The organism is Enterobacter sp. Ap-1006 (assembly GCF_011752835.1).
In the GTDB taxonomy this organism is placed as follows: Bacteria; Pseudomonadota; Gammaproteobacteria; order Enterobacterales; family Enterobacteriaceae; genus Cedecea.
This window is the reverse complement of record NZ_VWWU01000001.1, coordinates 903290-928679: the sequence shown is the minus strand read 5'-3', so window position 1 is coordinate 928679 and position 25390 is coordinate 903290. Positions and strand designations below refer to the sequence as shown.

Annotated in this window: 26 protein-coding genes and 1 riboswitch; of the genes, 12 read left to right on the top strand and 14 right to left on the bottom strand. The window is 53.0% G+C overall.

The features are described 5' to 3' along the window. The first annotated feature begins 358 nt into the window (after positions 1 to 358). The 5 genes from manX to mntP all read left to right on the top strand — a co-directional run bounded on the left by manX (position 359) and on the right by mntP (position 4697). Positions 359 to 1324: a PTS mannose transporter subunit IIAB gene (manX, locus tag F3J28_RS04345; RefSeq protein WP_008454037.1), complete on the top strand. Its 966-nt coding sequence runs from the start codon at positions 359 to 361 to the stop codon at positions 1322 to 1324. A 63-nt stretch (positions 1325 to 1387) separates the two neighbouring features. After that, positions 1388 to 2188, top strand: coding sequence for a PTS mannose/fructose/sorbose transporter subunit IIC (locus F3J28_RS04340; RefSeq protein ID WP_008454035.1), 801 nt, complete (start codon positions 1388 to 1390; stop codon positions 2186 to 2188). A 12-nt stretch (positions 2189 to 2200) separates the two neighbouring features. Further along, a complete protein-coding gene (locus F3J28_RS04335; protein WP_008454033.1) occupies positions 2201 to 3052 on the top strand; it encodes a PTS mannose transporter subunit IID in 852 nt (283 codons plus the stop codon). Between the two features lie 220 nt (positions 3053 to 3272). Further along, positions 3273 to 3731, top strand: a complete 459-nt coding sequence (locus F3J28_RS04330; protein WP_166873103.1) for a DUF986 family protein — start codon at positions 3273 to 3275, stop codon at positions 3729 to 3731. 198 nt (positions 3732 to 3929) lie between these two features. Continuing rightward, a riboswitch (yybP-ykoY riboswitch) is annotated at positions 3930 to 4118 on the top strand. A 6-nt stretch (positions 4119 to 4124) separates the two neighbouring features. Beyond that, the gene (gene mntP / locus F3J28_RS04325; RefSeq protein ID WP_166873100.1) at positions 4125 to 4697 is read left to right on the top strand and encodes a manganese efflux pump MntP; all 573 of its coding nucleotides are present in this window, start codon (positions 4125 to 4127) and stop codon (positions 4695 to 4697) included. On the opposite strand, the gene rlmA is transcribed toward mntP, so the two are convergent. From rlmA to mgrB, 7 genes are all read right to left on the bottom strand, one after another. Further along, entirely contained in the window at positions 4698 to 5501 is an 804-nt protein-coding gene (rlmA, locus tag F3J28_RS04320; RefSeq protein WP_166873097.1) for a 23S rRNA (guanine(745)-N(1))-methyltransferase, read from the bottom strand. It abuts the gene before it with no gap. Positions 5502 to 5556: 55 nt separating this feature from the next. Further along, positions 5557 to 7302, bottom strand: coding sequence for a peptidoglycan DD-transpeptidase FtsI2/PBP3(PARA) (gene ftsI2 / locus F3J28_RS04315; protein ID WP_008454025.1), 1746 nt, complete (start codon positions 7300 to 7302; stop codon positions 5557 to 5559). 231 nt (positions 7303 to 7533) lie between these two features. After that, positions 7534 to 7743 carry a transcription antiterminator/RNA stability regulator CspE gene (cspE, locus tag F3J28_RS04310; RefSeq protein WP_001062678.1) on the bottom strand — a complete coding sequence of 70 codons (210 nt, stop codon included), beginning with the start codon at positions 7741 to 7743 and terminating at the stop codon, positions 7534 to 7536. A 12-nt stretch (positions 7744 to 7755) separates the two neighbouring features. After that, complete coding sequence (locus F3J28_RS04305; RefSeq protein WP_008454022.1) at positions 7756 to 7899, bottom strand: DUF2627 domain-containing protein; 144 nt, start codon at positions 7897 to 7899, stop codon at positions 7756 to 7758. A 542-nt stretch (positions 7900 to 8441) separates the two neighbouring features. Continuing rightward, on the bottom strand, positions 8442 to 9443 hold the full coding sequence (locus F3J28_RS04300) for an MBL fold metallo-hydrolase (protein ID WP_166873095.1): 1002 nt from the start codon (positions 9441 to 9443) through the stop codon (positions 8442 to 8444). 16 nt (positions 9444 to 9459) lie between these two features. After that, on the bottom strand, positions 9460 to 9741 hold the full coding sequence (locus F3J28_RS04295) for a YebO family protein (protein ID WP_008454018.1): 282 nt from the start codon (positions 9739 to 9741) through the stop codon (positions 9460 to 9462). A 54-nt stretch (positions 9742 to 9795) separates the two neighbouring features. Continuing rightward, positions 9796 to 9939: a PhoP/PhoQ regulatory lipoprotein MgrB gene (mgrB, locus tag F3J28_RS04290; RefSeq protein WP_008454016.1), complete on the bottom strand. Its 144-nt coding sequence runs from the start codon at positions 9937 to 9939 to the stop codon at positions 9796 to 9798. Positions 9940 to 10098: 159 nt separating this feature from the next. On the opposite strand from mgrB, the gene F3J28_RS04285 reads away from it, so the two are divergent. Further along, the gene (locus F3J28_RS04285) at positions 10099 to 10338 is read left to right on the top strand and encodes a YobH family protein (RefSeq protein WP_008454013.1); all 240 of its coding nucleotides are present in this window, start codon (positions 10099 to 10101) and stop codon (positions 10336 to 10338) included. Positions 10339 to 10380: 42 nt separating this feature from the next. Here the strand turns inward: F3J28_RS04285 and kdgR are convergent, their stop codons facing one another. After that, the gene (gene kdgR, locus F3J28_RS04280) at positions 10381 to 11172 is read right to left on the bottom strand and encodes a DNA-binding transcriptional regulator KdgR (protein ID WP_166873092.1); all 792 of its coding nucleotides are present in this window, start codon (positions 11170 to 11172) and stop codon (positions 10381 to 10383) included. 175 nt (positions 11173 to 11347) lie between these two features. On the opposite strand from kdgR, the gene F3J28_RS04275 reads away from it, so the two are divergent. After that, on the top strand, positions 11348 to 12721 hold the full coding sequence (locus tag F3J28_RS04275) for an MFS transporter (RefSeq protein ID WP_034807375.1): 1374 nt from the start codon (positions 11348 to 11350) through the stop codon (positions 12719 to 12721). Between the two features lie 45 nt (positions 12722 to 12766). On the opposite strand, the gene htpX is transcribed toward F3J28_RS04275, so the two are convergent. The 4 genes from htpX to msrC all read right to left on the bottom strand — a co-directional run bounded on the left by htpX (position 12767) and on the right by msrC (position 17183). Further along, a complete protein-coding gene (gene htpX, locus F3J28_RS04270; RefSeq protein WP_008454007.1) occupies positions 12767 to 13648 on the bottom strand; it encodes a protease HtpX in 882 nt (293 codons plus the stop codon). A 192-nt stretch (positions 13649 to 13840) separates the two neighbouring features. Further along, positions 13841 to 15886 carry a carboxy terminal-processing peptidase gene (gene prc, locus F3J28_RS04265; RefSeq protein WP_008454005.1) on the bottom strand — a complete coding sequence of 682 codons (2046 nt, stop codon included), beginning with the start codon at positions 15884 to 15886 and terminating at the stop codon, positions 13841 to 13843. Between the two features lie 20 nt (positions 15887 to 15906). Then, positions 15907 to 16590 (bottom strand): RNA chaperone ProQ, encoded by a 684-nt coding sequence (gene proQ, locus F3J28_RS04260; RefSeq protein WP_166873089.1) that lies wholly within the window; start codon positions 16588 to 16590, stop codon positions 15907 to 15909. Between the two features lie 104 nt (positions 16591 to 16694). Continuing rightward, a complete protein-coding gene (gene msrC, locus F3J28_RS04255; protein WP_166873085.1) occupies positions 16695 to 17183 on the bottom strand; it encodes a free L-methionine (R)-S-oxide reductase MsrC in 489 nt (162 codons plus the stop codon). A 146-nt stretch (positions 17184 to 17329) separates the two neighbouring features. Between msrC and yebS the strand changes: the two genes are divergently transcribed. From yebS to F3J28_RS04230, 5 genes are all read left to right on the top strand, one after another. Further along, positions 17330 to 18574, top strand: a complete 1245-nt coding sequence (yebS, locus tag F3J28_RS04250) for a membrane integrity lipid transport subunit YebS (protein ID WP_434082333.1) — start codon at positions 17330 to 17332, stop codon at positions 18572 to 18574. Beyond that, positions 18543 to 21176 (top strand): PqiB family protein, encoded by a 2634-nt coding sequence (locus F3J28_RS04245; protein WP_166873079.1) that lies wholly within the window; start codon positions 18543 to 18545, stop codon positions 21174 to 21176. The genes yebS and F3J28_RS04245 overlap by 32 nt, the downstream gene beginning before the upstream one ends. A gap of 78 nt (positions 21177 to 21254) precedes the next feature. Then, positions 21255 to 22703: a 16S rRNA (cytosine(1407)-C(5))-methyltransferase RsmF gene (gene rsmF / locus F3J28_RS04240; RefSeq protein ID WP_166873076.1), complete on the top strand. Its 1449-nt coding sequence runs from the start codon at positions 21255 to 21257 to the stop codon at positions 22701 to 22703. Between the two features lie 105 nt (positions 22704 to 22808). After that, positions 22809 to 23048, top strand: a complete 240-nt coding sequence (locus F3J28_RS04235; RefSeq protein ID WP_008453991.1) for a YebV family protein — start codon at positions 22809 to 22811, stop codon at positions 23046 to 23048. Positions 23049 to 23287: 239 nt separating this feature from the next. Next, complete coding sequence (locus F3J28_RS04230; RefSeq protein ID WP_061272228.1) at positions 23288 to 23479, top strand: YdfD/YebW family protein; 192 nt, start codon at positions 23288 to 23290, stop codon at positions 23477 to 23479. Between the two features lie 16 nt (positions 23480 to 23495). Here F3J28_RS04230 and F3J28_RS04225 read toward each other — a convergent pair whose 3' ends face one another. Beyond that, positions 23496 to 24029, bottom strand: coding sequence for a GNAT family N-acetyltransferase (locus F3J28_RS04225; protein ID WP_205247071.1), 534 nt, complete (start codon positions 24027 to 24029; stop codon positions 23496 to 23498). A 14-nt stretch (positions 24030 to 24043) separates the two neighbouring features. Further along, the gene (locus F3J28_RS04220) at positions 24044 to 25291 is read right to left on the bottom strand and encodes an MFS transporter (RefSeq protein WP_166873073.1); all 1248 of its coding nucleotides are present in this window, start codon (positions 25289 to 25291) and stop codon (positions 24044 to 24046) included. Between the last annotated feature and the right edge of the window lie 99 nt (positions 25292 to 25390).

Genomic DNA, 25390 nt, shown 5'->3' with positions numbered 1-25390 from the left:
TCCCGGCAGTGAAAAGACGTCGGTGACGGTCCATAGGGTGGGCTACTGCCCGCTACTCCTGAAAGTTAATCGGACGCTAACATTATCAAAGTAAACCAGGGCTTGGCAAAGATTTACCTGACTTTGCAATTTTTTTGCAACTTATGCTGACCATATTTTACAGCGTAATGCCATGAAATCACGGCAACGTTAAATTACGGATCTTCATCACATAAATTATTTTTTCACTGTCTAAAATAATTCCGGCAAATAGTTTGTTCTTTCTTGAACGTGCTATCTGAATCGATTCGCTGAAACGATCCCGATACACCACCGCACCCTTCGAGGGTGTTGTAATGACAAAAACAGGAGGTAGCAAGTGACTATTGCTATTGTCATAGGCACACATGGCTGGGCAGCGGAACAATTGCTGAAAACCGCCGAAATGCTATTAGGCGAACAAGAGAACGTTGGCTGGATAGATTTCGTCCCGGGTGAAAATGCTGAAACCCTGATCGAGAAATATAACGCTCAGCTGGAGAAACTGGACACCAGCAAAGGCGTGCTATTCCTCGTGGATACCTGGGGTGGCAGTCCATTCAATGCGGCAAGCCGTATCGTTGTGGATAAGGAACATTACGAAGTGGTCGCCGGGGTGAATATCCCGATGCTGGTCGAAACCCTGATGTCGCGGGACGACAATCCCACCTTCGACGATCTGGTTGCCCACGCCGTTGAAACGGGCCGCGAAGGCGTGAAAGCGCTGAAAGCTAAGCCGATTGAAAAAGCCGCACCGGCCCCCGTTGCCGCAGCACCAAAAGCCGCTGCGCCAGCCAAACCGATGGGTCCAAACGATTACATGAACATCGGTCTCGCGCGTATTGATGACCGTTTAATTCATGGCCAGGTCGCCACCCGCTGGACAAAAGAAACCAACGTTACCCGCATTATCGTCGTCAGTGATGAAGTGGCGGCAGACACCGTTCGCAAAACGCTGCTGACCCAGGTCGCACCGCCGGGCGTCACCGCCCACGTGGTGGATGTCGCAAAAATGATCCGCGTTTACAACAACCCCAAATACGCGGGTGAACGCGTCATGCTCCTGTTCACCAACCCAACCGACGTTGAGCGCATTGTTGAGGGTGGCGTAAAAATCACCTCCGTCAACATCGGCGGCATGGCTTTCCGCCAGGGCAAAACCCAGGTTAACAACGCTATTTCCGTAGATGAGAAAGATATTGAGGCCTTCAAAAAACTGAATGACCGCGGTATTGAGCTTGAAGCGCGGAAAGTGTCTACCGATCAAAAACTGAAAATGATGGATCTGATCGCGAAAGTTAAATGATTGTCATCACTAATAATATTGCTCAGATTTCACACATAAGTCATCGTCAATAGGAGAAGTACAATGGAGATTACCACTCTTCAGATTGTGCTGGTGTTTGTCGTAGCCTGTATCGCCGGTATGGAGTCGGTGCTCGATGAATTTCAGTTCCACCGTCCGCTTATCGCCTGTACGTTAATCGGCGCCGTCCTCGGCGACATGAAAACCGGCATCATCATCGGCGGTACGCTGGAAATGATCGCCCTGGGCTGGATGAATATCGGTGCCGCCGTGGCCCCGGATGCCGCCCTCGCTTCAATTATCTCGACCATTCTGGTCATTGCCGGGCACCAAAGCATCGGGGCCGGTATCGCGCTGGCTATCCCACTGGCTGCTGCGGGCCAGGTGCTGACCATTATCGTTCGTACTATTACCGTGGGCTTCCAGCACGCGGCGGATAAGGCGGCCAATAACGGCAACCTGACGGCGCTTTCCTGGATCCACGTCTCTTCCCTGTTCCTGCAGGCAATGCGTATCGCTATTCCAGCGGTTATCGTCGCCATCTCCGTAGGCACCAGTGAAGTTCAGAACATGCTGAACGCCATTCCTGAAGTGGTAACCAGCGGCCTGAACATCGCCGGCGGCATGATTGTGGTGGTCGGTTACGCGATGGTCATCAACATGATGCGCGCGGGCTACCTGATGCCGTTCTTCTACCTCGGTTTCGTTACCGCAGCGTTCACCAACTTCAACCTGGTGGCACTGGGCGTGATTGGCGCAGTGATGGCCATTCTCTACATTCAGCTCAGCCCGAAATATAACCGTAGCGCGGGTGCTCCGGCTCAGGCTGCTGCCGCGAACGATCTTGATAACGAACTGGACTAACAGGTGAGCGAAATGGTTGATTCCACTAAATTAACGACTGAGAAGAAAATCACCCAGAGTGATATCCGTGGCGTATTCCTGCGTTCTAACCTGTTCCAGGGCTCATGGAACTTCGAACGTATGCAGGCGTTAGGCTTCTGCTTCTGTATGGTGCCGGTTATCAAACGCCTGTACCCGGAAAACAACGACGCCCGTCGCCAGGCTATCAAGCGCCATCTGGAATTCTTTAACACCCACCCTTACGTTGCCGCCCCGGTACTTGGCGTAACGCTGGCAATGGAAGAGCAGCGTGCTAATGGCGCAGAAATTGATGACGGTGCGATTAACGGCATCAAAGTTGGCCTGATGGGGCCGCTGGCCGGCGTAGGCGACCCTATCTTCTGGGGTACCGTCCGCCCGGTCTTTGCTGCCCTGGGTGCCGGTATCGCCATGAGCGGTAGCCTGCTTGGCCCGCTGCTGTTCTTTATTCTGTTCAACGCGGTGCGCCTGCTGACCCGCTACTATGGCGTGGCCTATGGCTACCGTAAAGGCGTCGATATCGTTAAGGATATGGGCGGCGGCTTCCTGCAAAAACTGACGGAAGGGGCGTCTATTCTCGGCCTCTTTGTCATGGGGGCGTTAGTTAACAAATGGACGCACGTTAACATCCCGCTGGTGGTGTCAAAAATTACCGACCAGACCGGGGCCGTTAAAGTGACCACCGTGCAAACGATCCTCGACCAGCTGATGCCGGGCCTGGTACCGCTACTGCTGACCTTTGCCTGTATGTGGCTGCTGCGCAAAAAAGTCAACGCGCTGTGGATCATTATGGGCTTCTTTGTGATCGGCATTGTGGGTTACGCTATTGGCCTGCTGGGTCTGTAATTTGTTCTGACAAACGGGGGCATTCAGCCCCCGTGATGTTGTTAACAAAGAGAGAAAAAGCATGGTTTTTCCCTCTTTGTTGTTATCAGCCGAAAATCAATGAATTGATTTTCCAGTTTGTTTTAACGGGCCATCTGGTACTTCTTCTGTCGCCAGAGGTTTGTCAGCAGTCAGCCGGGGGCATTCAGCCCCCGTTTTTTTATCTCTAAGGGGAAGTTTCATGACGTTAACGGATGTCGTGCTGGTTGTGTTTATCGCGTTGCTGCTGGCTTTTGCCGTTTACGATGAGTTTGTGATGGACAAACTAAAGGGCAAAACCCTGCTCAAAATCCCCCTGCTTCGCCGCAATCGCGTGGACAGCGCCATCTTTGTCTTTCTTGTCGGCATTCTTATCTATAACAACGTGACCTCGCACGGTACCCCGCTAACCACATGGTTATTATCTGCTCTGGCGCTCATGGCCATTTATCTTTCCTGGTTCAGGCAACCGAAGATCGTCTTCAAAAGTCATGGTTTTTTCTTCGCCAATGTTTGGGTGGAATATAACCGCATTAAAGAAATGAATTTATCGGAAGATGGCGTGCTGGTGATGCAATTAGAACAGCGGCGCTTATTGATTCGCGTAAAGAATATTGATGACCTCGAAAAAATTTACAAACTAATGGTTTCAACTCAGTAAGTTACAATTATAGCAATGTCTATATTGGCGGGCTATTTTTCATCAATTGAAACATAGCCTTTGCTATTTCATAAGATTTATATGGCTTTATTTTAACCTTTTCATTGCATGTCTCATTAAAACGAAAATCGTTATCAATAAATGATCAGAAAAATAGAATTCAAAGATTGTTTTAATTTAAAAAAATATGTTAAGGTTGCGCCCGTCGTTGGGGAGTAGCCGATTTCTGCCACAGGCAGAAATGTACATGTCAACATACTCGTTATATCCGCTCCTGAGATTAACGTGGCATGTACGCCTCAGAGTTCTGAGTAGGCGAGACCATAGGCACGCGCCATCGTAAAGTTGGGGATGGTTTGCGTGTATATGGATATTCCCAACTGAGGCGTAACGATGAATCTCTCCGCAACAATCCTGCTTGCTTTCGGCATGTCCATGGACGCATTCGCCGCTTCCATCGGCAAAGGCGCCACTCTACACAAACCTAAATTCTCAGAAGCCCTCCGTACCGGTTTGATCTTTGGCGTCATTGAAGCCATTACTCCGCTTATCGGCTGGGGCCTTGGCCTGCTGGCGAGCAAAGTTGTGCTGGAATGGAACCATTGGGTGGCCTTTATTCTGCTGGTGTTCCTCGGCGGGCGTATGGTGCTGGAAGGCTTCCGCGGGGCAGCTCAGGAAGATGCGCCTAAAATTCATCGCCACGGTTTTTGGCTGCTGGTGACCACCGCGATTGCCACCAGTCTTGATGCAATGGCCGTAGGCGTTGGGCTTGCCTTCCTGCAGGTCAATATTATTCAGACTGCGCTAGCCATCGGCTGCGCTACCGCGACTATGTCCACGCTGGGGATAATGGTCGGCCGCTTTATCGGGCCTATGTTAGGCAAACGCGCCGAGATCCTAGGCGGTATCGTGCTGATAGGCATCGGCTGCCAGATCATGTACAGCCACTTCGCCCCTTTTAACTGATCAATCGCGCTGCCAGACCCGCACCACAAAGTCAGTTTCACAGCTAAATGCCGTTTCTGTTTTCAGCCCGTCCCAGACTTCCGGGCGGGCGCGCCAGGCGAACGGCGTCATTTGCAGCAGAGCGGCAGCCTCATGCCCACGCAGGTTCATCATCCAGCCAGGCTGAAGCGTCTGCTGCAGCGTAAAGCCCGGCATAGATTCAACCTCTTCACTGTGCAAGACAATATCATGATAAATCAGCCCTTTTAGCTGCATCAAATGGCGTGGGCCAGGCGTGGCTGTCACCACTACGCCGCCACGCTTCACGACCCGGGCAAGCTCTTCGCCCTTGCAGGGTGCAAAAATGCGCACAATCGAGTCCATACTCTCGTCGGCAAACGGCAGGCGGTGGCTGGATGCTACGCAAAATTTAACTTCACGGTAGCGTTTGGCGGCGTAGCGAATCGCAGCTTTTGAAACATCCAGCCCCCAGGTTTCACCCCCGTTATCTGCCACAACCGACGCAAATCCCGCCGTGTAATACCCTTCCCCACAGCCAATATCCAATAGCGCCGAGGGCGCTATCTCTTTTAACAGCTGGCAAACGGTATCGCGTAGAGGCTGATAATGTCCGGCGTCGAGGAATGCCCGGCGAGCCTGCATCATTTCCGCGCTGTCACCCGGGTCTTTCGAACGTTTATGCTGAACGGGCAGCAAATTAACGTAGCCTTCTTTGGCAATATCAAATTGATGGCCCTGAGGGCAACGATAGCTGTTCGCGCTGGCGCTAAGCACGGAATGGCAGAGTGGGCAAAGCCAGGACATAAAAAACTCCGGAAACAACAAAGGGCGCAATTTTAGCGCCCCTTTTGCCAAACCGCTACATGGCGGCGCGGTCATTCTCCATTTTGTTCAGTACCATAATGCTGTTGTCTCCGGCGGGCAGCCCGTCCGGCTCAATATTTTCCAGACGTAAAACATCACCCATGATTTGGCTGAAAACAGGGGCAGAAACCGCACCGCCGTAGTACTTCCCGTTGGAAGGATCGTTAATCACCACCACCAGAGCATAGCGAGGATTACTGGCCGGCGCCACGCCAGCCGTGTACGCAATGTACTGATCTATATATTTGCCATCAGGACCGATCTTTTTGGCTGTGCCCGTTTTCACCGCCACACGGTAGCCATGAACTGCTGCCTTAACGCCCCCGCCGCCGGGCAGCGCCACGCTCTCCATCATATGTTCCACTTCATGCACGATTTCTTCAGGCATAACCCTTTTCCCTTCCACCGGCGGGTCTACGCGGGTGATGGAGAGCGGCCGGGAAATGCCAAAGCTGCCGATCGTGGCGTAAACATGAGCCAGCTGCAGCGGGGTCACCATCAGGCCATAGCCAAATGCGAAAGTGGCGCGATCCAGTTCTCCCCAGCGCTGGCGCACCGGCAACAGGCCGCGGCTTTCCCCCGTCAGGCCGATTGCGGTGGGGACGCCAAAGCCAAATTTATGATAAGTGTCCCAAATATTCTGAATCGGCATCGCCAGTGAAAGACGGGACACGCCGGTATCGCTCGATTTTTGTAGCACGCCTGTCAGGGTGAGCTGCGGGTAATACCCCACGTCACGAATGTGGTGCCCGTCCAGTGTAAATGGATGAGTATCAATAACGCTGTCAGGCCGGACAATTCCCTGCTGCAGCGCGGTCATTACCACCATCGGTTTTACGGTTGAACCGGGTTCGAAAGTGTCGCTTATCGCACGGTTACGGAAATCGTCGAGCTTTGCGTCATCGCGGTTGTTCGGATTAAAAGTCGGGTAGTTAGCCATCGCCAGAACTTCACCGGTCTGCACATCAATGACCACCGCGGCGCCTGACTCGGCTTTGTTCCAGGACACGGCGTTGCTGAGCGCATCTTCAGTCACGGTTTGCAGCCGTTCATCGATGCTGAGCTGGATATTATGCGCCGGGCTGGCAGGGTTCTCAGTAATATTCTCTACAACATGGCCGTAACGGTCTTTACGTACCAGGCGCTCACCTTCTTTACCGGTCAGCTGCTGGTTAAAGCTTTTCTCGATCCCTTCAATGCCCTGATCGTCAATATTGGTGAAGCCGATCAGGTTTGCCCCAACCCGGCCTGCGGGATAAAAGCGGCGAGATTCATCGCGCAGCGCAATACCAGGGATATTTAGTTTGTCGATGTATTGTGCCTGCTGGGGATCCAGCTGGCGCGCAAGATAGATAAAACGACCACGCTCGTTGCTGTGAATACGCGCGGCAATCTCGCTCAAAGGGACGTGCAGCGCCGAGGCCAGCGCCTGCCAGCGGCTGTTAACCAGTACGCCGCCTTTCTCCATAACCGTTTTGGGATCGGCCCACACAGCCTCGACCGGCACACTGACCGCCAGCGGTTTTCCGTTGCGATCTTCGATCATCCCACGGGGCACCTCAATCGGCTCCTCGCGCAGGGAACGCATATCCTCCTGTTTAACCAGGTTATCCGGGGAGATAATTTGCAGCCAGGCGATACGTCCGAGCAGGAACACCAAACTCCCGGTGATGGCCACACACAGAAGCCCAAAACGCCACTGGATAAAATTACCGGTTAATACGGGGACACCCTTCTTCACAACTATTCCTTGAGGAGCCTAAGCGATTGAAAGATTTAACCAGATCCCAGACATTTTGCCGGGAGAACAGTGCTAAAACCTTCGCAGCTTTGCAACAAGAGGCAACAAATGATTCAATTTGTTAATAGCTTGAAAAACAGTAGATTAGCAACAGAAATGAAAAAGCCCCGTCGGAACGGGGCTTTTATCTCAATTCGGCGTTATTCGCGCCTGAGCTCTAATCCAGAAGAATTAGATGGCAGTCACGTTAACTGCAGCAGGGCCTTTCTGGCCGTCCTGGATTTCGAATTCAACGTTCTGGCCTTCAGCCAGAGTTTTGAAGCCGTTACCCTGGATTGCAGAGAAGTGTACGAATACATCTTTGCTGCCGTCTGCTGGAGTAATGAAACCAAAACCTTTAGACTCGTTGAACCACTTAACTTGACCTTTAATCTTTGCCATTTTGCAAATTCCTTAGATTGTATTCTTCGCCCGCAGGCATAACTTAGATAAAACAGAGACATTACTGCATGAGGCACTAATATAAGGCTCGGCAGAGAAGCGGTATTCAACGACAACGTGTTTACTCAGGTCTTCTTTACTGAAAATGCCACACATAAACAGAACTGTACCTCGTTTAACCCAACGTGTTATCACACACAACGTAAACAATGGCAAGCCATTTTTAAGCATGTGTCGATCTGCCGCACAGATTCAGAAAATTACACGATTACTTTGGGAAAGTAATCTGCGCTTTTTGATATATATTTTCACTACACAAGATTGTCGCAACAGATTGTGTTTTAACAACATTCCGACAACTTCTGAACCTTAGCGTAAAGTGCACTTTTCGTCCAGACACATGAACAATAAAATCCTTTTTGAAGGATATATCTTTATGATTTTTTATGCATACCTATGCACAAATCAACCTAAAGCCAGTCATCGCGTTCGATACCCGGATTTTATCCCTGTATTTTTTATGTCCACCGAATAAAGCCTGTACAACAGACCACATATTCTGCACCAAAATAATGAAAGTTTAATGACACCTTGCCCCAGGATAAGGCAATAAAAACGTTTCGATGGAATTTAAGGCATGATTATCAGGCGTTAATTTAGCCAAATAGAAATAAAGCTCTCTGCACGGGCAATAATAATTAATTCTTATTTTTTGTTAGGGGCAAACTTTGACCAATACGCAGCGGTGAAAACAGATCATCGCTTTCCCCTTTCTCACGCAGGGCCGCCAGCAATTCCTGCGGCGGTTTATCGAGAGACTCATCGGCCAGCTCAAATACGCCCCAGTGGATAGGAATTGTTTCAGGCTTGCCAATTGCTTGCCATAAAGTCACCGCCTGTTGCGGATCCATATGATGATCGCCCATAAACCAGCGAGGCTCATAGGCCCCGATCGGCAATGCAGCCATGTCAAATGGCCCCAGCCGTTTTGCGATCTCCGCCAGAGACGGGGTATAACCCGAATCACCGCTGAACCAGAAGCGCAAATTCCCCTGCTCCACAACCCAGCCGCACCAGAGCGAACGGTTACGATCCCAAAACGTTCGCATACTCCAGTGCCGGGCAGGCACGGCGGTGAAAACCATGCCGCACCAGTTAAAGCTTTGCCACCAGTCCAGCTCTGTTACCTGCTCAATGCCGCGCTGGCTGAACCATGCTTTCAAGCCCAGGGGCACAAAAAAATGCACGTCGGGAAAACGCTTGATCAAGCGACGGACAGTTTTTTTGTCCAGATGGTCGTAGTGGTTATGGGAGATGAGTACCGCATCAAGTCGAGGCAACTGGTTAAGGTCGAGCGGGACTTCGGTTCGCCGGACAGGGCCGGCAAAAGAAACCGGGGAAGCGCGACGGGAAAATACCGGATCGGTCAGCAAAAAATGACCATTAAGCCGCAATAACAGGCTGGCATGGCCCAGCCACCATATGCGGTCATCGCTACCGCTCAGTTCGGCCTGTTGCCACCAGCGTTCAATAAACGCGGAATAACCTTCACCGGGAGGATGCGGCAGATTCTGCGCTTTGCGCTCCTGCCGCCACCTTTGGACGTCGCCAGGTTGCCGGACTGCAGGCTCAGCGTTACAAAACCCATCAGGTAGATGGTGGGATAACTGCGGATTGTACCAGGGGTTTTTCCAGCTCATCCCACCTCCAGCCTGATTAGCGTTCCGCTACCAGACGAACAAAGTCGTCGTCATTTTCTTCTTCAGCCTTCGCAGTCGGTTTGTGTTCCGGCTCGGGTTCGTTGGCTTCGCACAGGCGACGCAGCAGGGCATTTTGACGTTTCTGTAAATCAACCAGCTCTTCAAGCAGCGCAATCTGCTCGTTTGCACGGCTACTGGAACGATTGACAAAAAACCACAGGACAAGACCGACAATCAACGTCACCAGCGAGATTGCCAGCGGCATGATACTTAAAGCACTAACACCCAGTTCGTTCATCTTACCACCTCAAAAAAAACGCATTCTACACCTGAGGCAGAGAGAGACAAATCACTACCAGGGGATAAATTTATTAATGGTACAAATGCCGCTGAAAAATTGCACATCCTGGTCGCACATCACATTTATCATTTGAGTCCATAGCAGCAGGCAGGTAACAACAATCACCAGAACGATCACCCATCTGTACTTTCTCACTACATCGCCACCTCTTGACCATAGAATTTCGCTAATTTAACACTAACCAACTAAACCATAAGTAACGTTTCCTGCTTTTTCATTTCAGAATCATCAGATTGTGACGTCAATGATTCAGAGTAGGGTTGATGCAGGATTGGATTGATGTTTGAGGTCAGTATGCGAGCGATTATTCGTACCATCATTGTTATTGCCATCATCTGGATTGGCCTGTTGCTTTCAGGCTATGGCGTTTTGATTGGCAGCAAAGAAAATGCGGCCGGACTGGGATTGCAATGCAAGTACCTGACGGCGCGTAATACCGTGACAGCACAGTTTATTCATACCGACAGCGGAATTATTGGCCTGACCAACTGCCCACTGCTGCGTAAGGTCGACACGCCGATTGATAATGGTTAGAACTAAAGGGCCGAGTGTTCTGTGCGGCCCACTTTAACAAAATCAGAAAGGAGAGTGGTGATAGCCCATTTGCTCTGACAGCGCACGCGCAGCCTGATGAAGAAGACTAACGTATTCAGACAGTCCCTCATCCGAATAGCGAAGCGTTGGAAATGAAATACTCATTCCCGCAATGACAGTACCAAAACGATCAAACACCGGTACCGCCACGCAGCGAATGCCTTCTTCCTGTTCTTCGTTATCTTCGCCATACCCCTGCTCACGCACTAGATCAAGCACCGGGAGAAGCGCTTCAGTACTGACAATAGTGCGTTCCGTGCTGCGGACATATTCTACGTCAGAGAGAATATCCAGAATCTCCTCGCGCGGTCGCCAGGCCAGCAAAACCTTCCCTATTGCAGTACTGTACAAAGGATTCCGACGCCCTACGCGGGAATACATGCGTAAATTATAGAGCGAGTCAATTTTATGGATATAGACAATACTGCTGTCGTCCAGCGCCCCGAGGTGAATCGCCTCTTTGGTTCGCCGGGAGAGCTCTCGCATCTGTATGTCTGCACTGCGGACAAGATCAACGTTCTGCAGGGCGCTGCTGCCAAGCTCAAAAAGCTTCAGCGTCAGCGCATATTTCTCTAACTCGCCTTCCTGAGAGACATAGCCCAGGGACTTCATGGTCTGCAAAAAGCGATACACGGTACTCTTGGACATCATCACACGCTGAGAAAGTTCGGTTATCCCAATCTCTTTTTCTTCCCCAAGCGCCTGCAGGATGCCGAAAACCTTCAGCACGGAAGAGACTGCATCGGGCTGTTTGTCGGAGTCTGAGAGTGCCATACATCACCTCGGGTGTTATTGTTTTATAAAAATCAGAACTGCTTTTTAGTATATTGATGCCCCGTGAGTGTCGCAATCAAAGCCTGCTGATTCGTTACAAATCTGCGGCATCAGCGAGATTAATTAATGATAAAATCATTACCCTCCTAACGACTTCAGACAGCCTTTTCAAAGTATGGATAAATCAGTGTCCGACGGCTTGCCTACGCCCCAGCGTTATGGCGCCATTTTCACCATCGCGCTCGGCATTATGATGGCCGTGCTGGACGGCGCTATTGCTAACGTTGCCCTGCCTACCATTGCGCACGATTTGAATGCCAGCCCGGCGGAATCTATTTGGGTGGTTAACGCTTATCAAATAGCGATTATTGTCTCGCTGCTGTCGCTTTCGTTTCTCGGCGATATTTTTGGCTACCGCCGTATCTATCAATGCGGTCTGGTCCTGTTCTGCCTGACCTCACTGTTTTGTGCCGTCTCAACTTCATTACCGATGCTCACCTTTGCCCGCGTACTGCAAGGCTTTGGCGGTGCGGCGCTGATGAGCGTAAATACCGCCTTGATACGCCTCATTTATCCTCAACGTTTTCTTGGTCGTGGGATGGGGGTCAATTCATTTATCGTTGCCGTCTCCTCCGCGGCAGGTCCCACCGTTGCCGCCGCGATTCTTTCGGTGGCCTCCTGGCAGTGGCTGTTTTTAATCAATGTGCCGATTGGCATCGTTTCGCTGATTCTGGCGCTGCGCTATTTACCTCCAAATCAGCAAAAATCCCAGGGGCAGCGTTTTGATATCCCGAGTGCGGTGATGAATGCCCTCACCTTCGGTCTGCTGATTTCAGCGATCGGTGGTTTTTCACAGGGCCAGCCGGGGTCAGTCATTATCGGTGAGCTGGTTGCGCTTGTCGTGATTGGCTATTTCTTCATCCGTCGCCAGCTTAGCTTGCCGTTCCCTCTACTGCCGGTAGACCTGCTGCGAATCCCGATTTTTTCGCTGTCTATCGGCACATCAATATGTTCGTTCGGCGCTCAAATGCTGGCGCTGGTTTCACTGCCCTTTTTCTTGCAAACCGTCCTGGGCCGGAGTGAGGTTGAAACCGGTCTGCTGTTAACGCCGTGGCCGCTGGCGACGATGGTGATGGCCCCGCTGGCCGGTTATCTTATCGAACGTGTTCATGCCGGCCTGATGGGCGCCGTAGGGCTTTTAGTGATGGCCTGCGGCCTGTTTGCTTTGGCCATGCTCCCGCACGATCCGTCTGACCTGAATATTATCTGGCGTATGGTGCTGTGTGGGGCAGGATTCGGCCTCTTCCAGTCCCCGAATAACCACACCATTATCTCCTCGGCGCCCCGCCATCGCAGCGGAGGGGCAAGCGGAATGCTGGGGACAGCTCGCCTGCTCGGGCAAAGCTGTGGGGCTGCACTGGTCGCGCTAATGTTTAACTTGTTTGGTAACAGTGGGACGCATGCCTCGCTGATTCTTGCAGGCATATTTGCCACCATTGCCGCCGTCGTCAGCGGGTTGCGAATGTCCCAGCCTCGGGCTCAGGCATAAAAAAAGCGTGCCACGTGGGCACGCTTTTTCACTTCAACCTTCCGGTTACTTCAGGTATTCACCGCTGCGCAGCGCTTCGATACGTTTGTCCAGCGGTGGGTGAGTCATGAACAGTTCGCTCATTGACTTAGCCTTACCGTTGATGCAAAACGCCATCATGCTGCTGGCTTCCTGCGGCTCGTAGCTGGTTTTCAGGCGCTGCAGCGCAGCAATCATCTTCTCGCGGCCCACAAGCTTCGCGGAACCCGCGTCGGCATGGAATTCACGATGGCGTGAGAACCACATGGTGATGATGCTTGCCAGAATGCCAAACACCAGTTCAAGCACCGTCGCCACCGCAAAGTAAATCAGCGGGTTGCCGTTGCTGCTTTCGTTATCATCACGGTTCCCGGACAGGAAGCCGGAAGCGACCTGAGCGATGATACGGGAGATAAAGATAACGAAGGTGTTCACTACACCCTGAATTAGCGTCATGGTGACCATATCGCCATTGGCAATGTGGCTGATTTCATGCGCGATAACCGCTTCCGCTTCGTCACGACTCATGTTTTGCAGCAGACCTGTGCTGACCGCAACCAGAGAGGCGTCACGGCGCGCTCCGGTGGCGAAAGCATTGATGTCTGGCGCATGGTAAATCGCAACCTGCGGCATGGCGATACCCGCCTGCTGTGACTGCCGACGCACGGTTTCCATCAACCAGTGCTCAGTTTCATTACGAGGTTGCTCAATCACCTCACCGCCTACTGAACGTAATGCCATCCATTTTGACATCAGCAGGGAAATAAAAGAGCCGCCAAAGCCAAACAGCACCGCCATGATCATCAGACCCTGAACGCTGCTCGACTGGATCCCCGTCAGGCTTAGCACCAGCCCGAAAACGACCATTACCGCAAGGTTGGTCAACAGGAAAAGCCCGATACGCATCATAATTTTCTTTTTACCTCGGTTAAAAACACGCTCTTTGCGCTCCCCCACATCGTAGGGGCGCGCCGCCTATTTTCAAGCATCCGTCCCGCCCAAGTGGTTAATAATACATAACTTTACATTTTGTATGCATTTATCTTACATCGCGGAGGACGGGCAAAAAAATGGGCACCGCTTTGGTGCCCATCTGGGAGGTTATTTCGCCGCCGGCTGTTCAGCCGGCCTGTCTTGCTCCATACCGGCAAGATCGATGGCAATGTGTACCGTCTCGTCGAGATACGGGTCGGGCTCCTGGTAATCCTTCGGTAAATCGTCGAGTTTCTTAAGCGGCGCTTTCCCTTCCCGCTTGAAGCGATCGTTGATTCTGGCCAGGCGCGTCGCGTCGTCTTCCTGATTCTCTTTTTCACGTACCGCATAATTCAGAGAAACAGCGTTACGTTTTTCCTTCAGGGCATTGAAACGAGCAATGTCCTTCATGATGTACTGGAATTCAGGATCTTTGGCGATGCGGTCCTGATGCAGCTTCAGCAACTCAGGTTCAAACGGCGTAAGGTCACCGGTTTTTACATAGGTCGCTGCGTTGATGCTGTCCCACGGCAACGCGTTGTCTTCGAACTTCTCGCCGGTCTCAGTTTGCTCAGTCCCGGTTGGCATCATGATGTCCGGCGTCACACCTTTCCGCTGAGTGCTGCCGCCGTTGATGCGGTAGAACTTCTGAATGGTGTACTGAACCGAGCCCAGCGCAGGCCATTCCGGACGCAGCATCTGATCGTAAATGCGATTCAGCGAACGGTACTGCTGCACGGTGCCTTTCCCGAAGGTCGGCTCGCCGACAATCAGCGCGCGGCCATAATCCTGCATCGCCGCCGCAAAGATTTCAGATGCCGAGGCGCTAAAGCGGTCAACCAGCACCACCAGCGGCCCTTTGTAGTAGACCACGCCGTCGGTATCGCTATCTTCACGGACTTTACCGTTGTTGTCGCGGACCTGAACGACCGGGCCACTTGGGATAAACAGTCCGGACAGGGACACCGCTTCAGTCAGCGCCCCGCCGCCGTTAGAACGCAGATCGATAATTACGCTCTTCACGTTCTGTTTTTCCAGTTTCTGCAGTTGAACCTTCACATCATCAGTGAGGCCAACGTAGAAGCCAGGAATATCCAGCACGCCGACTTTGTCTTTGCCGACTGTCTTCACAGACATCTTAACCGCGCGGTCTTCGAGGCGAATACGTTCGCGGGTCAGCGTCACGGTACGCGTCTTAGTGCCTTTGCCCGCTGGCAGGATTTCAAGGCGAACTTTGCTGCCTTTTGGCCCTTTAATCAGCGCCACAACGTCGTCCAGACGCCAGCCGATAACGTCAACCATCGGTTTACCCGTTTGGCCTACGCCAACAATACGATCGCCGACGGTGATGGCCTTGCTCTTCGCCGCCGGACCACCGGCAACCATGGAGTTGATCAGCGTATAATCATCGTCCATTTGCAGCACAGCCCCGATGCCTTCTAAAGACAGGCTCATTTCGGTGTTGAACTGTTCGGTGCTGCGCGGAGAGAGATAGTTCGTATGCGGGTCAATCTCATGAGCAAACGCGGTCATCGCCAGCGAGAACACATCTTCACTGTTGCTTTGCGCCAGACGGCGGATCGCAAACTGATAGCGCTTGGTCAGGGTTTCACGAATTTCCTGCTCGGTTTTACCGGTCAGCTTCAGGCTCAGCTCGTCGTATTTAACTTTCGCATCCCAGAGCTTATCCAGCTCATCGACGCTCGTTGGCCACGGCGCCTTGCTGCGATCCAGATTGATGGTGTCGTTACCGGTGAAATCCATCGGCTTCGCCAGCACCTTCAGGGCGTACTGGTAGCGTTCAAAACGGCGCTTCTGACCCAGATTGTAGAGGTCGTAAAAAACATCGAGCTTACCGCTACGCAGCTCGTCGCCGATCTGCCCTTTCTTCGCAGCGAACTGGGCGACGTCGCTGGCTAACAGCACGTTATGGCTGTAATCCAGCAGGTTCAGGTAGCGGTCAAAGATTTTTGCCGAGAAATTGGCATCCAGATCGAACTGACGGTAATGCGAGCGCGTAAAACGCGAGGTCACACGCTCACTCACCGTAGCGTGCTGAGCTTCTTCCTTTAACTGAGGAATTTGGTCAGCACGGGTAATGTTGTCCAGGGCCAGGGCACTGCCTGCCACGAACAGCAGGCTGGCGATAGCCGTAAGCTTAAAGAGTTTGTTCATGCCTGAGTCAGGCCTCCGTTTCAGAACTGCAAGTGTTCTGCGCGTACGATCATTGCCATACCAGAAGTCAGCTGTACACGGACGCCATCTTTGGTAATTTCCAGTACGGTAGCATCCATTGCGTTGTTACCGGCTTTGACTTTAATGGCCTGTCCAACCTGCAGAGCAGAAATATCGGTCACCGGCGTACGACGCTCTTCACGAGGTGCCTTAGGTGCCGGTTTTTCTGCGCGAGGTTTACGCTCTGCCCCTTCTTTACGACGCGGTGCTGCCGCCGGACGAGGTTTGCGTTCGCGACGTGGAGCGTCTTCCGTTACGCCTGCGGCTGCCGCGGCTTCACGTTTCTTCGCCTGTTGCTCAGCGCGCTGGGCCTGAACGCGGGCTTTCGCTTCATCCAGCTGCTGACGTGCATGTTCAACATGCTGTTCGTCCAGCTCACCGCAAGGGTTGCCATCAAGATCGACGCGAGTCGCGCCAGCTTTGATGCCGTACAGGTAGCGCCAGCTTGACGTATAGAGACGTAACGCTGAACGAAGCTGTGTTTTGCTGAGGCTCATTTCGCCTTCAACACGAGAGACTAAATCCTGGAAGATACCAATCTTCAACGGACGAGCTTCACCTTCAGCGCTAAAACATTGAGGGAAACGCTCGGCCAAAAATGCGATAACTTCTTTACTGCTATTCAACTTAGGTTGATTTTCCATGAAATTTCCTGATTACAACGGAATTGCCAATAAGTCGCAGGCATGAACAGGCGACATTATAATGACGCCATCGCTAAATGCCACGTTATCCGTTGCTTATCATGCTATCGAGGGAAGAATTTTTTAAAATCAGTGCCGCTCAGCACGTCTGAAAGCCGCGAAATCAAGGTTTTTAAACCCATTTCGTCTTCTTCCGAAAAACGGCCATACTCGGTGCTGTCGATATCCAGGACACCAATCGTCTGGCCGTCAACCGTCAGGGGCAGCACAATTTCCGAATTGCTGGCCGCATCGCAGGCAATGTGCCCGTCGAAAGCATGCACATCCTCCACACGCTGAATCGTGCCTGTTGCGACGGCTGTGCCGCATACGCCCTTGCCGACAGGGATTCTTACGCAGGCAATTTTGCCCTGGAAGGGCCCCAGAACTAGCGTTTGGGCTTCGAGAAGGTAGAATCCTGCCCAGTTGACGCCTTCAAGGCGCTCAAAGAGCAACGCACTGGTATTCGCCAGTGTTGCAAGAAAGCTGGTTTCACCTGCCATTAACGCACTAAAATCGCGATTCAGATCCGCGTAAAATTGTTCTTTGTTCATTAAATAACCGTTATGTTGTCTTGCTTTACTTTGTAGCATATTAAAATAAGCATTAAATGCACGGTGCCACAAGGTGTATCATTTTATGAATTACGATAGGCTAAATGCATCATTCAGATAACAACGCTCCCGGCTTACGACGCACAATGAAAATACACGCCATCAGTCAGGCATTGCCTCAGGCACGTTATCAGCGTTGTCCCCAATGCGATACCCTTTTCTCTCTGCCCCAGGTTAAATCAACACAAAGTGCCTACTGCCCCTGTTGTGATGCAAGAGTGCATCATGGCCGTGACTGGTCATTGACGCGCCTGGGGGCGATGGCCGTGGCGATGCTGGTGCTCATGCCCGTCGCCTTTTCCGATCCGCTGCTGCGTATCTATCTCCTGGGTTCGAGTATTGATGCCAACGTTATGCAGGGCATTTGGCAGATGGCAAGCCAGGGAGACGTGCTTACCGCTGCCGTCGTGCTCTTTTGCGTGGTCGGCGCACCGGCCACGCTGGTCGCGGCTATTGCCTATCTCTGTTTTGGCAACATTCTCGGCATGAACCTTCGTCCGGTACTGCTGATGCTGGATAAGCTTAAAGAGTGGGTGATGCTGGATATCTATCTGGTGGGCATTGGCGTGGCCTGCATTAAGGTTCGCGAGTATGCGTTTATCCAGCCCGGCCCAGGGCTGATCGCTTTTATTGCGCTGGTGGTCTTGAGTCTGTTGACCATGATCCACCTGAACATTGAGCAGCTATGGGAACGTTTTTACCCTCAGCGCCCGGCTCGTGCCTTTAATGCGCAACTGCGGGTTTGCCTCGGCTGCCATTTTACCGGCGTTCCTGACGAACGAGGCCGCTGCCCTCGCTGCCACATCCCGCTGTACCATCGCCGTAAGCAAAGCTTACAAAAATCCTGGGCTGCACTGGTTGCCTCCCTGGTCTTCCTGCTTCCGGCTAACCTGCTGCCGATTTCTATTATTTACGTGAACGGGGCACGCCAGGAAGACACCATTCTTTCGGGCATCATTTCCCTGGCGCACAGCAATATCGCCGTCGCTGCCGTGGTGTTTATTGCCAGTATCCTGGTGCCGTTTACTAAAGTTATTGTATTAATTACGCTACTTATCAGTATTCATTTCAAATGCCAGCAGGGATTACGAACCCGCATTTTATTGCTGCGCTTTGTCACCTGGATTGGCCGCTGGTCTATGCTCGATCTGTTTGTCATCGCGTTGATGATGTCACTGGTTAACCGTGACCAGCTGTTAGCCTTTACGATGGGTCCCGCCGCAGTCTTCTTTGGCGCGGCGGTTATATTAACTATTCTTGCCGTCGAATGGCTGGATAGCCGACTACTTTGGGACGCACATGAGTCAGGAAACGCCCGCTTCACCGACTGAAGCGAGAATTAAAACGAAACGCCGGATTTCCCCTTTCTGGTTATTACCTGTTATTGCGTTACTGATTGCCGGCTGGCTGATCTGGACGACTTACCAGGAACGCGGCAACACCGTAACCATCGACTTCATCTCCGCCGACGGGATAGTCGCTGGCCGCACGCCCGTGCGCTACCAGGGCGTTGAAGTGGGTACCGTGCAAAACATCAGCCTGAGCGATGACCTGCGTAAAATAGAAGTCAAAGTCAGCATCAAAAGCGATATGAAGGATGCGCTGCGGGAAGACACACAATTCTGGCTGGTAACTCCGAAGGCTTCCCTCGCTGGGGTATCCGGGCTTGATGCCCTGGTAGGCGGGAACTACATCGGCATGATGCCGGGTAAAGGCGAGCCGCGTGACCATTTTACCGCCCTCGATACCCAACCCAAATATCGCCTGGATAACGGCGAGCTGATGATTCACCTCCACGCCCCGGATTTAGGCTCCCTTAACAGCGGGTCGCTGGTCTATTTCCGCAAAATTCCGGTTGGCCGCGTGTATGACTATGCCATCAATAAGAACAAGCAGGGCGTCACCGTCGACGTGCTTATCGATCGCCGCTTTACCAGCCTGGTAAAAAAAGGCAGCCGTTTCTGGAATGTGTCCGGCGTAAAGGCCGATGTTGGCCTGAGTGGAGCCAAAGTTGAGCTAGAAAGTCTGGCAGCCCTGGTTAATGGGGCCATAGCTTTCGATTCCCCTGACGATTCAGAACCGGCCAAAGCAGATGATGAATTCGGCCTTTACGAAGACCTGGCGCACAGCCAGCGCGGCGTCATCATTAACCTCGATCTCCCGAGCGGGGATGGCCTTAAAGCAGGCTCGACTAAGTTAATGTATCAGGGGCTGGAGGTGGGTTCGCTGACTAAGTTAAACCTCAATCCAGGCGGTGCCGTCACAGGGGAAATGACCGTTGACCCCGGCGTGGTTAGCCTGATGCGTAGCGGCACGCGCATCGAACTCCGTAGCCCAAAAATCTCGCTGGATAATCCAAGCATCAGCACGTTGCTCACGGGCAGCACCTTTGAACTTGTGCCGGGTGACGGCGAGCCGCAGGATCGCTTCACCGTGGTCTCCAGCGATCAAACACCGCTCCAGCAGCCGAATGTGTTAACGCTTTCGCTGACGGCCCCTGAAAGCTACGGCATTGATGCCGGACAACCGATTATCCTGCACGGGATACAAATCGGCCAGGTGGTGGCGCGGGCACTGTCAGCGAAAGGCGTCACGTTCTCCGTCGCCATTGAACCGCAATACCGCCATCTGCTGCAGGGCGACAGCAAATTCGTGGTCAACAGCCGCATTGATGTGAAGCTCGGCATGGACGGAGTGGAATTCCTGGGCGCCAGTGCTAACGAATGGGTCAACGGCGGTATACGCGTGCTGCCGGGCAGCAAAGGCGAGATGAAAAGCAGTTATCCGCTTTATGCCAACCTGGAAAAAGCGATTGAAAACAGCCTGAGCGACATCCCGACCACCACTCTGACGCTGACGGCCTCCAGCCTGCCTGATATCCAGACCGGCTCCGTGGTGCTGTACCGCAAATTCCAGGTGGGCGAAATCATCACCATCCGCCCTCGCGCCGAGAACTTTGATATTGATGTTCACATCAAGCCGGAATACCGCAAGCTACTGACGCCAAACACCGTGTTTTGGGCTGAAGGTGGCGCAAAAGTTCAGCTCAACGGCAGCGGGCTAACGGTGCAGGCCTCCCCGCTCTCTCGTGCACTCAAAGGGGCCATCAGCTTTGACAACATGAGCGGTGCCAGCGTCGGGCAGGTGAAAGGTGAGAAACGCGTGCTGTACGCCTCTGAAACCGCGGCAAGAGCGGTGGGCAGCCAGATAACGCTGCACACTTTCGATGCCGGAAAACTTTCCGCCGGGATGCCAATTCGCTATCTGGGCATTGATATCGGCCAGCTTGAGTCGCTGAACCTGACGCAATCCCGCAACGAAGTGGAAGCGAAAGAGGTACTTTACCCTGAGTATGTGTCTACCTTCGCACGCGCCGGCACCCGCTTCTCCGTTGTCACACCGCAGATCTCTGCGGCGGGCGTCGATCATCTTGATACCCTCCTCCAGCCTTACATCAACGTTGAACCCGGTAAAGGTGACCCCCGCCGCGACTTCGAGCTGCAGGAAGCGTCTATCACCGACTCTCGTTACTCCGACGGGCTGAACATCGTGCTGGAAGTGCCTGAAGCCGGCTCGCTGAGCATAGGCACGCCGGTTCTCTTCCGCGGGATTGAAGTCGGTACGGTAACCGGCATGACGCTCGGCAATCTCTCTGACCGCGTGATGGTGGGCCTGCGTATAAGCAAGCGTTACCAGCATTTGGTCCGGGACAACTCCGTCTTCTGGCTGGCTTCCGGCTACAGCCTGGACTTTGGCTTAACTGGCGGCGTGGTGAAAACCGGAACCTTTAATCAGTTTATTCGCGGTGGCATTGCGTTTGCGACGCCGCCGGGGATCCCGCTTTCCCCTAAAGCAGAGGCCGGGAAACACTTCCTGCTGCTGGAAAGCGAGCCGAAAGAGTGGCGTCAGTGGGGCACCGCCCTTCCGCGCTGAACCGCAAGCCCGGGCGGTACGTCGCCCGGGTAATTCCGTGTTAAACTGCGCCCCTTAATTTTTTCAGGGGCGTTTTTCATGGCTCAATCTACTGCCGTTTATCTTCCTCAACCTTTTCTCGACGCGATTCGTGACGCACTTCCCGCCGGCCAGACGCTGGAAAGTTTTATCGAATACTGTCAGCAGCCGCTGCGCCGCAGCCTGCGCGTCAATACGCTGAAGATATCCGTGGCTGACTTTCTGACGCTCGTCGCGCCCTATAACTGGCGTTTAACGCCGGTGCCGTGGTGCGAAGAAGGTTTCTGGATTGAACGAGAAGATGAAGAAACCCTGCCGCTGGGCAGCACCGCAGAGCATTTGAGCGGCCTGTTCTATATTCAGGAAGCCAGTTCAATGCTGCCCGTTGCCGCGTTGTTTGCCGACGGCAACCAGCCGCAGCGAGTGATGGACGTCGCCGCTGCGCCGGGATCAAAAACAACCCAGATTGCCGCCCGCATGAATAATACCGGCGCAATTCTTGCCAATGAATATTCCGCCAGCCGGGTAAAAGTCCTGCATGCCAACATCAGCCGCTGTGGGATCAGTAACGTAGCGCTGACGCATTTTGATGGCCGCGTATTCGGTGCCGCTCTGCCGGAATCCTTCGACGCCATTCTGCTGGACGCCCCCTGCTCCGGTGAAGGCGTGGTGCGAAAAGACCCTGATGCACTGCGCAACTGGTCGCCTGAAAGCACGGCTGAAATTGCCGGCACACAGCGCGAATTGATTGAGAGTGCTTTTCATGCGCTCCGCCCCGGTGGGACTCTGGTCTACTCGACCTGTACGCTGAATCGCCAGGAAAACCAGGATGTCTGCCAGTGGCTGCTGGATACCTGGCCGGACGCGGTAGAAATTGCCCCCCTTGACGAGCTTTTCCCGGAAGCAGCACGCGCGTTGACGCCGGAAGGTTTCCTGCACGTTTTTCCACAGATTTACGACTGCGAAGGCTTTTTCGTTGCCCGTTTGCGCAAAACGGCCGCTATCGAACCGCTGCCGGCCCCGGGCTATAAAGTAGGGAAATTTCCCTTCGCGCCGATGAAAGGCAAAGCCGCAGCCGAACTAACCGCCGCGGCGGGAAAATCGGGCCTTACCTGGGGCGATGAGCTGAGTTTATGGCAGCGCGACAAAGAGATCTGGCTGTTTCCGAGTGAGATTGAGCCGCTTATCGGGAAAGTGCGTTTCTCTCGCATTGGCCTGAAGCTCGCCGAACAGCACAACAAAGGCTTCCGCTGGCAGCATGAAGCCGTGGTTTCTCTGGTCAAAAGTGACAACCCGCTTTGCTTCCCGCTGAGCGAGACCGAAGCCGAGGAGTGGTACCGTGGGCGGGATATCTATCCAGAAGTGACACCGTCACGGGATGAAGTGATTGTCACTTTTCAGGGGCAGCCGCTCGGCCTGGCGCGCAAAGTTGGCTCACGCCTGAAGAACAGCTACCCAAGGGAATTAGTGCGCGACGGCAAGCTGTTCGCCACCCCGCAGGCTGGCTAAAAAAATAAGCACGTTTTAAGTTGGCAATTTGTGCTGCCTTGACTACGCTGAAATTGGAGTGACCGACTGGTCATACCACCCGCCGCGGATAACAAGGAGCCAAAGATGACAAAGACTAACGTTCGGATCGGCATCTTCGAGATCGATGATGCCGAATTACACGGTGAACAACAGGGGGATCGAACGTTAAGCATTCCCTGCAAGTCCGATCCCGACCTGTGCATGCAGCTGGATGCATGGGATGGGGCAACCTCTATTCCCGCCGTGCTGGACGGCGAACATTCCGTACTTTACCTGCAGCATTACGATCGCCAGCGCGATGCCTGGGTTATGCGCCTTGCATAATTCAAGATGAACCCGTCCCTGAGACGGGTTATATAGATGACAAACAGCCAAAAACGTGGTTTTCAGCGGTCTGGAGTAAACCAGAGAACATCATTCATTGCTTTTGTTAGACCCAGGTGCAGTTTTTAAATCAATGATTTTTGCCAGCACTTTCTCCGTCCACGGGACGGATTAATTATTTCCCCCACTCCCTTACGCTCCCCTACACTTAAACCAAACGAAGCGGTTCTGAGGCGCTAATGTTTGCTTTGGTTTTATTTGTTTGTTACCTGGACGGCGGCTGTGACGATCTGGTGCTGGAAGTCTTCACCAGCGAACGGCAGTGTCTGAGTGCGATGAGCGAACAGCGTATGCGCCACGGCGGCTGCTACCCGGTGGAAGAGTTTATCGATGGATTCTGGCGGCCTGCCCAGGAGTACAGCGACTTCTGAGCAGGGCCAGGCGAGATTAGCGCTTGTTCGGGCGAAGGAACATTCGTATTTGCTTCCCGTGGTATTCAACGTAGTACTGGAAAGTAAAGCCGAAGCGCTCTGCCAGACAAATAGAACGCTGATTATCATCATCAATAATGCAGCATACCGGCTCGCTGAAATTGTCATCCGCCCAACTTAACACTGCGCTGAGCGCCTCCGCCGCATAGCCTTTACCGTGTACCGCAGGAATAAGCGACCAGCCCGCCTCCGGGTGTGCCAAAGCCGGGCTGAGATTTCGTTTAGCGTCCTGGAAACCAAACGACCCGACGAATCGCCCGCTCTGTTTTTCAAACAACGCCCAGTAACCGTAGCCCAGCGCCTGCCAGTGACCGATATAGCGCATCAATCGCGCCCAGCTCATTTCACCGTCCTGCGGTTTTCCGCCGCCGATAAACTTTACCATCTCCGGGTCAGACCAACAGGCAACCAGCGCCTCATAGTCGTCCAGCGTAAAATGGCGCAGGATAAGGCGTTCCGTTTCAAGACGTGGGGCTTCAGTAATCATCATGACTCCGCTCAGTATTACTCTTGTAGTCGTTGTTTAAGGCCGGATTTGCAGGCGTAAATGATAGCGCACAGCAGCAGGCTAAACAGCATGGTACCCAAAAACACACCCGCACCGGTCAGGGTTAGCATAACGCCGCCAATCAGCGGCCCAAGCGCTATACCTAACGTCGTCAGGGTCGATGCTCCCAGGTACGCACCGCGGTGCTCATCCGGTGCCAGCTGATCCAGCAGAATATTCAGGTTCGGCATCAGAATGGCCTCGCCGATGCTGAAAATAACCGTCACGCTCACCCACAACAGCGCATCCGGCGTACGGACGGACCAGAACAAAAGCTGTGACAGCGCGAAGATAGCGCCCCCCAGCAAAATACGGTTAGACAGGCTAACTTGAGCCAAAAAGCGAACCAGAAAAAGCTGGGCAATAAGCACCGTACAGGCGTTCGACACCAGAATCAGCGTGATTAACTTTACGGCCGCCTCAGCGTCCAGCGTCAGTAAATAAAGCGGCACCACGGATTCATAATGTACGAAAACCACGGCGCATAACGTGCTGCACAGCAGCGCCGCAACGAACAGTTTGTCCCGGGCGATGATTAGCATAACGTCGCGTAATCTGACCCCGGGTTTATGTTCGCTATCTTTGGCAACCAGCTTGCCTGCAGGAATAAACAATAAGGTGTAAATAAGCAGCGGCAAATAACTCACAGCAGTGATTACGAATGTCCCTTTCTGCGAAGTCAGCCCGAAAGCAATGCCGACCAGTGGCCCGGTGACCGCCGCCACATTCACCAAATAATAGCGAATCTGCAGAGCCAGAGCACGACGACGGCGGTCGCCCAGTAAGTCACTCATCAGCGCTCGTGTCGGCGGCTCTACCCACGCGAAACAGACGCCAACAATCATTAGCCCAATGATAAATAACGCCATTCCCGTTGCCAGCCCAAGCAGAGCATAGCCAACAAACGACAGCGCACAGCCGAGGGAAAGCACGCCCCGGCGGCCTAATTTATCCGACAGCTGCCCGCCATACATTCCCAGCCCCACTGCCAGAAGCGCACTGCTGGTCATCGCCACGCCTACAGAGATGGGCGAAAGATGATAATTACGGGTCATGATCACCGTCATAAACGGCCAGGCCATAAAATAGCTAAAGCGAATCACCAGGGTAAAAAGCAGCAGCGCAATCACCGTCGACGGGAAGGTTTTGACCGTCGGCCAAAAACCGCGCGCAGCGTCCTCACGGACGGCATCGTTTGTCGTCATAAAGTATCCTGTTAATTATCGTTATAGTGGAGGCGGGGCCGCTTACGCTGAGTAAGCGGTTAAATAGTAATAAGTTATTCTTTATTGACTGGCAACGTA

Bases quoted from the DNA above. Each gene is read 5' to 3' on its own strand.
- F3J28_RS04340 (WP_008454035.1), top strand. From the start codon at position 1,388: ATGGAGATTACCACTCTTCAGATTGTGCTGGTGTTTGTCGTAGCCTGT.
- F3J28_RS04335 (WP_008454033.1), top strand. From the start codon at position 2,201: ATGGTTGATTCCACTAAATTAACGACTGAGAAGAAAATCACCCAGAGT.
- F3J28_RS04330 (WP_166873103.1), top strand. From the start codon at position 3,273: ATGACGTTAACGGATGTCGTGCTGGTTGTGTTTATCGCGTTGCTGCTG.
- mntP (WP_166873100.1), top strand. From the start codon at position 4,125: ATGAATCTCTCCGCAACAATCCTGCTTGCTTTCGGCATGTCCATGGAC.
- rlmA (WP_166873097.1), bottom strand. From the start codon at position 5,501: ATGTCCTGGCTTTGCCCACTCTGCCATTCCGTGCTTAGCGCCAGCGCG.
- cspE (WP_001062678.1), bottom strand. From the start codon at position 7,743: ATGGCAAAGATTAAAGGTCAAGTTAAGTGGTTCAACGAGTCTAAAGGT.
- F3J28_RS04305 (WP_008454022.1), bottom strand. From the start codon at position 7,899: ATGTGTGGCATTTTCAGTAAAGAAGACCTGAGTAAACACGTTGTCGTT.
- F3J28_RS04300 (WP_166873095.1), bottom strand. From the start codon at position 9,443: ATGAGCTGGAAAAACCCCTGGTACAATCCGCAGTTATCCCACCATCTA.
- F3J28_RS04295 (WP_008454018.1), bottom strand. From the start codon at position 9,741: ATGAACGAACTGGGTGTTAGTGCTTTAAGTATCATGCCGCTGGCAATC.
- F3J28_RS04285 (WP_008454013.1), top strand. From the start codon at position 10,099: ATGCGAGCGATTATTCGTACCATCATTGTTATTGCCATCATCTGGATT.
- kdgR (WP_166873092.1), bottom strand. From the start codon at position 11,172: ATGGCACTCTCAGACTCCGACAAACAGCCCGATGCAGTCTCTTCCGTG.
- F3J28_RS04275 (WP_034807375.1), top strand. From the start codon at position 11,348: ATGGATAAATCAGTGTCCGACGGCTTGCCTACGCCCCAGCGTTATGGC.
- htpX (WP_008454007.1), bottom strand. From the start codon at position 13,648: ATGATGCGTATCGGGCTTTTCCTGTTGACCAACCTTGCGGTAATGGTC.
- prc (WP_008454005.1), bottom strand. From the start codon at position 15,886: ATGAACAAACTCTTTAAGCTTACGGCTATCGCCAGCCTGCTGTTCGTG.
- proQ (WP_166873089.1), bottom strand. From the start codon at position 16,590: ATGGAAAATCAACCTAAGTTGAATAGCAGTAAAGAAGTTATCGCATTT.
- msrC (WP_166873085.1), bottom strand. From the start codon at position 17,183: ATGAACAAAGAACAATTTTACGCGGATCTGAATCGCGATTTTAGTGCG.
- yebS (WP_434082333.1), top strand. From the start codon at position 17,330: ATGAAAATACACGCCATCAGTCAGGCATTGCCTCAGGCACGTTATCAG.
- F3J28_RS04245 (WP_166873079.1), top strand. From the start codon at position 18,543: ATGAGTCAGGAAACGCCCGCTTCACCGACTGAAGCGAGAATTAAAACG.
- rsmF (WP_166873076.1), top strand. From the start codon at position 21,255: ATGGCTCAATCTACTGCCGTTTATCTTCCTCAACCTTTTCTCGACGCG.
- F3J28_RS04235 (WP_008453991.1), top strand. From the start codon at position 22,809: ATGACAAAGACTAACGTTCGGATCGGCATCTTCGAGATCGATGATGCC.
- F3J28_RS04230 (WP_061272228.1), top strand. From the start codon at position 23,288: ATGTTTGCTTTGGTTTTATTTGTTTGTTACCTGGACGGCGGCTGTGAC.
- F3J28_RS04225 (WP_205247071.1), bottom strand. From the start codon at position 24,029: ATGATGATTACTGAAGCCCCACGTCTTGAAACGGAACGCCTTATCCTG.
- F3J28_RS04220 (WP_166873073.1), bottom strand. From the start codon at position 25,291: ATGACGACAAACGATGCCGTCCGTGAGGACGCTGCGCGCGGTTTTTGG.